The 6,345-nt window shown below is 68.3% G+C and carries 6 protein-coding genes; 4 read left to right on the top strand and 2 right to left on the bottom strand.

Annotated elements, in window-relative coordinates; translation table 11 throughout:
- The coding region (locus QZV72_RS08900; RefSeq protein ID WP_297007497.1) for a winged helix-turn-helix domain-containing protein at window positions 1-219 on the bottom strand (219 nt) is incomplete at its 3' end.
- On the opposite strand from QZV72_RS08900, the gene QZV72_RS08895 reads away from it, so the two are divergent.
- From QZV72_RS08895 to QZV72_RS08880, 4 genes are all read left to right on the top strand, one after another.
- Window positions 218-1,132 (top strand): DMT family transporter, encoded by a 915-nt coding sequence (locus QZV72_RS08895; protein ID WP_297007494.1) that lies wholly within the window; start codon window positions 218-220, stop codon window positions 1,130-1,132. The two genes, QZV72_RS08900 and QZV72_RS08895, sit on opposite strands and share 2 nt — an antisense overlap.
- 60 nt (window positions 1,133-1,192) lie before the next feature.
- A complete protein-coding gene (locus QZV72_RS08890; protein ID WP_297007491.1) occupies window positions 1,193-2,464 on the top strand; it encodes a pyridoxal phosphate-dependent aminotransferase in 1,272 nt (423 codons plus the stop codon).
- Between the two features lie 80 nt (window positions 2,465-2,544).
- Window positions 2,545-2,940, top strand: a complete 396-nt coding sequence (locus QZV72_RS08885; protein ID WP_297007489.1) for an META domain-containing protein — start codon at window positions 2,545-2,547, stop codon at window positions 2,938-2,940.
- A 296-nt stretch (window positions 2,941-3,236) separates the two neighbouring features.
- Complete coding sequence (locus QZV72_RS08880) at window positions 3,237-4,379, top strand: hypothetical protein (protein WP_297007487.1); 1,143 nt, start codon at window positions 3,237-3,239, stop codon at window positions 4,377-4,379.
- Here the strand turns inward: QZV72_RS08880 and QZV72_RS08875 are convergent.
- Window positions 4,373-6,130 (bottom strand): hypothetical protein, encoded by a 1,758-nt coding sequence (locus QZV72_RS08875; RefSeq protein ID WP_297007484.1) that lies wholly within the window; start codon window positions 6,128-6,130, stop codon window positions 4,373-4,375. The two genes, QZV72_RS08880 and QZV72_RS08875, sit on opposite strands and share 7 nt — an antisense overlap.
- Window positions 6,131-6,345: the final 215 nt, after the last annotated feature.

Raw genomic sequence — 6,345 nt, 5'->3', positions numbered from 1 at the left:
CCGGGCCTGGGCCGCCGAGGAGACGAAGGTACCGACCCCCGGTCGGGATTCCACGAGACCTTCACCGGACAGCTCCTTCAACGCATCCTGCACCGTGACGGGACCGACGCCGTGCTCACGGGCGAGTGCGCGGGTGGACGGCAGCCGGACGCCCGGGGCGCGCCCCTCGACCCAGGTGCGGAGTTCCGCGGCGAGACGCGAACTGCTACTGTCAGACATGAGAGTCAATGATAGCGCTACTACTGAACTTGCGAAACCGCTACTGACGCCTGGTGTCCGTTGGGGATTCCTGGGCGTCCTCGTCTTCTCTTTCACCGTCCCCTTCACCCGCGTCGCGGTCACCGGTGGACTGTCCCCCGTGTTCACGGGCACAGCCCGGGCCGTCGTCGCCGGGATTCTCGCCCTCACCGTGCTCATCGTCTCAGGCCAGGTTCTGCACCGTCCGTCGCCGGCCCAGTGGCGCCGACTGATCCTGGTCGCCGGTGGTGTCGTCACGGGATTCCCGGTGTGCACCTCTTTCGCGCTGCAGGACCTGCCGGCATCCCACGGCGCGGTGACTGTAGCCCTCCTTCCCGCGGCAACGGCGGTGGTGACGGTCCTGCGCACCGGGGAACGGCCCGGTCGGCGGTTCTGGACCGCAGCCGGCTGCGGCACCGTCGTCGCCGTCACCACCGGTGTCGTCCACGGAGGCGGTGTCGCCGGGATCAGGGGCGGCGACATCCTGCTGCTGCTCGCCGTGGTAGCCGGAGCCGTCGGCTACGCGGAGGGCGGACTGCTCTCCCGGGAGATCGGGTCATGGCAGACGATCTGCTGGGCACTCCTGCTCGCACTACCGCTGATGGCAGTTCCCGCCGCCTTCTCCGCCCCCTCCGACTGGTCTGCGGTCACCGGCTCCGCCCGGGCATCCTTCGCCTATCTCAGTGTGATGAGCATGTTCCTCGGTTTCTTCGCCTGGTACCGCGGACTCGCCTCCGGACCGATGGTGCAGGTCAGTCAGGTACAGCTGATCCAACCGGTGCTCAGTATCGCCTGGGCTGCGCTGCTGCTCGGTGAATCGGTCACCGTCGCCACGGTCATCGCCGGCCTGGCGGTCATCGCCTGTGCCGCCGCAGCAGTCCGGGCGAGAACCTGAATCAAGGACCACTCCCCCCACCTGCCCCTTCATCCTCCCCGCCTCCCCCGAAAGGTCATCATGCGCACCGTCCGGCAGTCCTCGAAACTCCGCAACGTCCTCTACGAGATCCGCGGCCCGGTCGCCGACCGCGCCGCCGAACTGGAACGCGACGGCGTCGAGATCCTCAAGCTCAACATCGGCAACCCGCAGCCCTTCGGCTTCACCGCCCCGGGATCCGTCGTGGACGCCATGTCCCGGACCCTCGACATCTCCCACGGCTACTCCGACTCCCACGGCATCCCCGAGGCCGTCGAGGCTGTCATGGGCCGCTACGCCGGGGTGCCGGACTTCCCGGCGCTGGACCGCGACCGCGTCTTCCTCGGCAACGGTGTCTCCGAACTGATCACCATGACCTGCCAGGCACTGGTCGACACCGGCGACGAGGTCCTCATCCCCTCCCCCGACTATCCGTTGTGGACCGCGATGGTCACACTCGCGGGCGGGCGCGCGGTGCACTACCGCTGCGACGAGGAGGACGCCTGGAACCCAGATCTCGCCGACATGGAGGCACGGATCACCGACCGGACCACCGCGATCGTGGTGATCAACCCGAACAACCCCACCGGAGCCGTGTACCCGCCTCACATCCTGCGCGGGATCGCCGACATCGGCCGACGTCACGGCTTGACCCTGCTCGTCGACGAGATCTACGACGTCATCACCTACGGGGACGCCGACGGGGACGCCGACGGGGACGCCGACGGCACCCCGGCCGTCCACACCCACCTCGCCGCCGTCGCCCCCGATGTACTGACGCTGTCCTACTCCGGCATCTCGAAGTCGAGCCGCCTGGCCGGCTACCGTGCGGGGTGGCTGGTCGTCACCGGGCCGACCGACCACGCCACCGACTTCCTCCACGGGCTCAACCTCATGGCGTCCACCCGGTTGTGCGCGAACGTGCCGGGACAACGCGCGGTCGTCGCGGCGCTCGGCGGTGACGGGCAGGACGCCGACCTCTCCATCGCCGGGCTCACCGCGCCCGGCGGGCGCCTGCGCCGGAGCAGGGACGTGGTGGCGTCCTCACTCACCGCGATCGACGGGGTGAGCTGCGTGACGCCCCGCGGCGCGCTCTACGCCTTCCCCCGGCTGGACCCGGAGGTCCATGCGATCCGTGATGACGAGCGACTGGTGATGGACCTGCTGGAGCGTGAGCACATCCTGTTGGTCCACGGCACCGGCTTCAACTGGCCGACGCCCGACCATCTGCGGATCGTCCTGCTGCCCGAGAAAAGGGTGCTGGCGACCGCGATGGAGCGGATGGGGAACTTCCTGGCGTCCTACCGGCAGTGACGGCAGCGACGGGTGCGACGGGTGCGACGGGTGCGACGGACGGAATGTGACAGGCGCTAACGAATGCGGGCGCGGCGGCGATGGTAGGAATTGAGACTGCGGCGGGGCTCGCAGGAGTCCCCGCCGCCACGGCCGCCCCCGCCCTGCCGGACGCCGTCACCCCGTCCCTCCCGGAGTCCTCGCTGCCGCAGCTGCCGAGCCTCCAGTTCGCGGGACGCTGGGTCGACGTCAACCCCACCGGCAATGGTGAGCTGACCTTCCACAACGGGCGGGTCTCCGGCACCGACGGATGCAACGGCATCCAGTCCTTATACAGCGTCTCCGGCAACGTCGCCTCGGTCCGCCCGTTCATCTCCACCATGATCGCCTGCCGGAACCAGTGGCTCAGCGGAGTGGAGACGATCGACCACTACGGCCCGGTCATGGTCATCCGTGGCCAGGACGGCCAGATCATCGGGCTGCCGCCACCGGCGTAAAGCCGTACAAGACGCCCCCGCCCCGGGAGCAAGCCCCGGGCGGGCTCGTGCCGTGTCGACTTCCCTGCTCCCCCAGGTCTTCTCTCCTGTTCCGGTCTGTACCCTGACCATGCCCGGACCGGAACAGACCGGGTCAGGGTTCGGCGGAGCCACCCGCTGCGACAGAATATTCGATAGAATGTTCGACCGCCCTGTTAGGTCTGAGGATTATGTGATTATCCTGAGCTTCGGCCGGATTTTCCGAGTTTATCGGTTTTATCGGTGTTATCCGTTATATCCAACCGTAGACTGGTGCCATGGCCCACCACGACAACCCATTCCGCCCCGGCACCGGACAGTTCCCCGCTTACTGGTCAGGGCGCCGCACCGCCCTCGACGCCTACCGTGCCGCCATCACCTCCGATGCCTCAGGGATCGGTGTCGAAGGCAGAATGCTCCTCGTCACGGGTCCCCGGGCAAGCGGCAGGACCTCCCTGCTCACCGCCCTCGCGAACCTTGCCACCGACTGCGGCTGGACCAGGCTCCACGTCCCCGGCCGCGACGGTGATCTCGCAGACCTCGTGGAGAACCGGATCCCCGACACCCTCGACCACCTCTCCACCCCGGATTCCGGGGCAGGGACCGGTGAGGACTTTGCCGGCCCCCACCCCGGGCTGCTCATCACCGTCGACGACCTCGACGAGTTCCCCGTCTCCGACCTCACCGACCTCACCGCCGCCCTGACAGATCTCGTCCGGGACCTCGCCCCGCTCCCCGTGGTACACCCCGCCAGCGACACCGATGCCGACGGTGCCGACAGCAGGCCTGCCACCGGCCCCCACGACAGGCCCCGTGATGACGGACACGCCGGTGCCCCGGTCAGTTTCCTCGCCACCCCGGGGGCGATGGCACTGCAGGACCACCAGCACTACCAGATCACCCCCTTCCGACAACGCGACGCCACCGCCCTGCTCTCCCGCACCGCCGCCGGAAGCCTCCCCTTCACCCCGGACGCCGCAGAATGGGCCGCGTCCGCATCCTACGGGCACCCCTACCTGCTGCAGCTCATCGGTTCCCTGTCGTGGGACGCCGCCCGTACAGCACGCCGGGAACGCATCACCACCGAGATCGTCGACGACGCCATCGACCTGGCCATCCCGATGTTCGGTGCGCGCGTCCACCAGCCGGCACTGGCCCCGCTCACTCACGCGCAGCTGGAGTTCCTCCACGCCATGTGCACGGTGATCGAGGAGCAGGGCTCCGATGCCGCCGTGCCCCGGGTCCGGACCAGTGAGATCGCCGCGGAACTGGACCGGCCCGTCACCTCGGTCTCTGCGGTCCGGGCCGATCTGCTGCACCGGGACATCATCTACTCCCCGGCCTGGGGGAAACTCTCCTTCCGGCTGCCCTACCTGCGCGAGTACCTCGACAGCCCGGACAGCCCGCTGGAGGTCTACTGACCCGGCCGGTCCCCGGCGCGCCACCGTCGCCAGCCGGCACGGAAGAGGGTGGCCGGTGGGAGGAAGGAGGGTGTGCCGGGGATGTAGGTCCAGGCTTTTCCTGCCCAGAGGCGGACGGGGTAGAACTCTGTTTTCCATTCCTCGATTCCGGGTGTGTTCTGTCTGCCGGGCCACCAGGTGCCGGTGAGGAAGAGTGTTCTCCCGGCGCGTGCTCGTTTTGCCTCGATGAGGTGGTCGGGCAGGGTGGTGAGCAGTTCGGCGCGCGTGGTGTCCAGCTGGTTCTTCGTCCAGTGGTTCCATTCCCTGATGTTCCGGTCGGTGGGGTCGGTGAGGGTGAGGAGCTGGAGGAGGTAGGTGGCGGCGTCCGGGGAGACGGTCAGGTCGGTGGTCATGGCGTCCACGGTCTCCGGAGCGCTCACCCGCGGGTCATTGCGTTCCCCGGCGCGTCGCACTCCGTGGGTGGCGATGTCCTGCAGCTCGGTCGCCCACTCCGCGAAGAGTCCGTCATCCAGGGCTCCGGCGGCGCCTGTCTCCATGACGTACGGGGCGTCCACGTGATTGAGAACGTTCCGGGTGTGCGGGGAATCCTGGATCTGCCCGGAGAAGGGCAGCTCGATGTCAGAGCGCCAGGTCTTGTCAGACTCGGGATCTGCCGCAGTGACCAGCATCTCCAGCTGGTCGGCGAGATGACCGGCCTGTGCCTGTGCGTCCGGGGTGGCCGAGCCCAGGTCGCGGGCCAGGCAGAGGACAACGCCGAGGACGTTCCGCACGGTGGAGAGAATGAACCGGGGGTCCTCCCCTGCATCCACGGTCACATCGTCGGGGGTCAGCGGCTGGGTGATGCGACGCAGAACAGTGAGCCCCTCCCGGTGATAGGGACCGGCGATGTCCACCAGGCCTGCGGCTCGGTCGGTCAGAGTGATGCCCAATGGCTGCCGGGTGGCGAGTACTTTCTCCACCGCGCCGATCCCGTCGAAGGACGCGACGAGCAGCGTAAGCAGCAGTTCCGGGTTAAGGGCCTGCAGGAGAGTGAGGGCGGGCCCGACATCTGTGGCGGGTATCCCGAGGGTCCTGGCAGCGGCACGGCGGTACTTCTGGCTTTCCGATGTCTCGTCGTTGTAGCGGTCAACCGGGATGACGGTGTGGTGCGGGTGGTACGCACCCGCGAGCAGTATCGTCGCGGCGGCCGGGGTCAACGGCAGGTGGGTGGTGAGCTGGGTGACCAGCTGGGAGTCCGGTGAAGGGACGTTCTGCGTCCACGTAGTGATCGCGTCCAGCCGGTCGGCCGCGGCCAGCAGGTCATCGCCGGTGAGCGCGGGGTCAAGGCTGAGGTCACGGCACAGTTCCGGGGCACCGCACAAGGGCGAGCCGAGCAGGGTGTCCGGGAGAGCACCATTGTCCGGAAGGTCGGCGAGGACATGGTTGACGGCGAAGTTTCCGTCACCGGGGACCTCGGATTTCCCGAGGATGCTGAGGTGGGTGCTGTTGTCTTTGTCCTCCGGGTTGTCCCAGGCTTCTCCGCCGCTGCGGGTCTTGGTGGCTTGGACGGTCTTGCGCGACCAGTCGAGAGCGGTACGTCTCCACCGTGCGGTATCGCTGGTCTCCGCGATACTCCGCAGGACGCAGGCAACGGCGTCTCGCTCGGCGTCAGTGACGAACGGACCGCGGGCCCACGCGACGGTCGCCTTCTCGAACCCGACGGTGAAGGGCCAGCGCCAGGTACCGTACCGGTCGCCCGGGGTACCGGTCATCAGGTCAGTGAGTTCCTGCATCTGGCGGCGTGCGTCGGTGACCTCGGTGGGTTCCGGGGCTGGGTGGCGGTGGCTGGGCTTGCGGGTGTGCACCGACTTTTGGGCCGTATGTTGGCAAGGCTCCCCGGAATTGTCGGCGCAAACTCTCGGACCCACCGCGGTCTCCGGGTGCGTCTCTGGATCAGGGACGACCTGCGACTCGGTCTGGCGGATCT

It is taken from the genome of uncultured Corynebacterium sp., from assembly GCF_902782855.1.
Classification (GTDB): Bacteria; Actinomycetota; Actinomycetes; order Mycobacteriales; family Mycobacteriaceae; genus Corynebacterium.
The sequence above is the reverse complement of the archived record's forward strand: the minus strand, read 5'-3'. Positions and strand labels throughout refer to the sequence as shown.

What these genes read in the sequence shown, in the direction of transcription:
- QZV72_RS08875 (WP_297007484.1), bottom strand. Translation starts at nt 6,130, where the DNA reads ATGACCGGTACCCCGGGCGACCGGTACGGTACCTGGCGCTGGCCCTTC.
- QZV72_RS08890 (WP_297007491.1), top strand. Translation starts at nt 1,193, where the DNA reads ATGCGCACCGTCCGGCAGTCCTCGAAACTCCGCAACGTCCTCTACGAG.
- QZV72_RS08885 (WP_297007489.1), top strand. Translation starts at nt 2,545, where the DNA reads ATGGTAGGAATTGAGACTGCGGCGGGGCTCGCAGGAGTCCCCGCCGCC.
- QZV72_RS08895 (WP_297007494.1), top strand. Translation starts at nt 218, where the DNA reads ATGAGAGTCAATGATAGCGCTACTACTGAACTTGCGAAACCGCTACTG.
- QZV72_RS08880 (WP_297007487.1), top strand. Translation starts at nt 3,237, where the DNA reads ATGGCCCACCACGACAACCCATTCCGCCCCGGCACCGGACAGTTCCCC.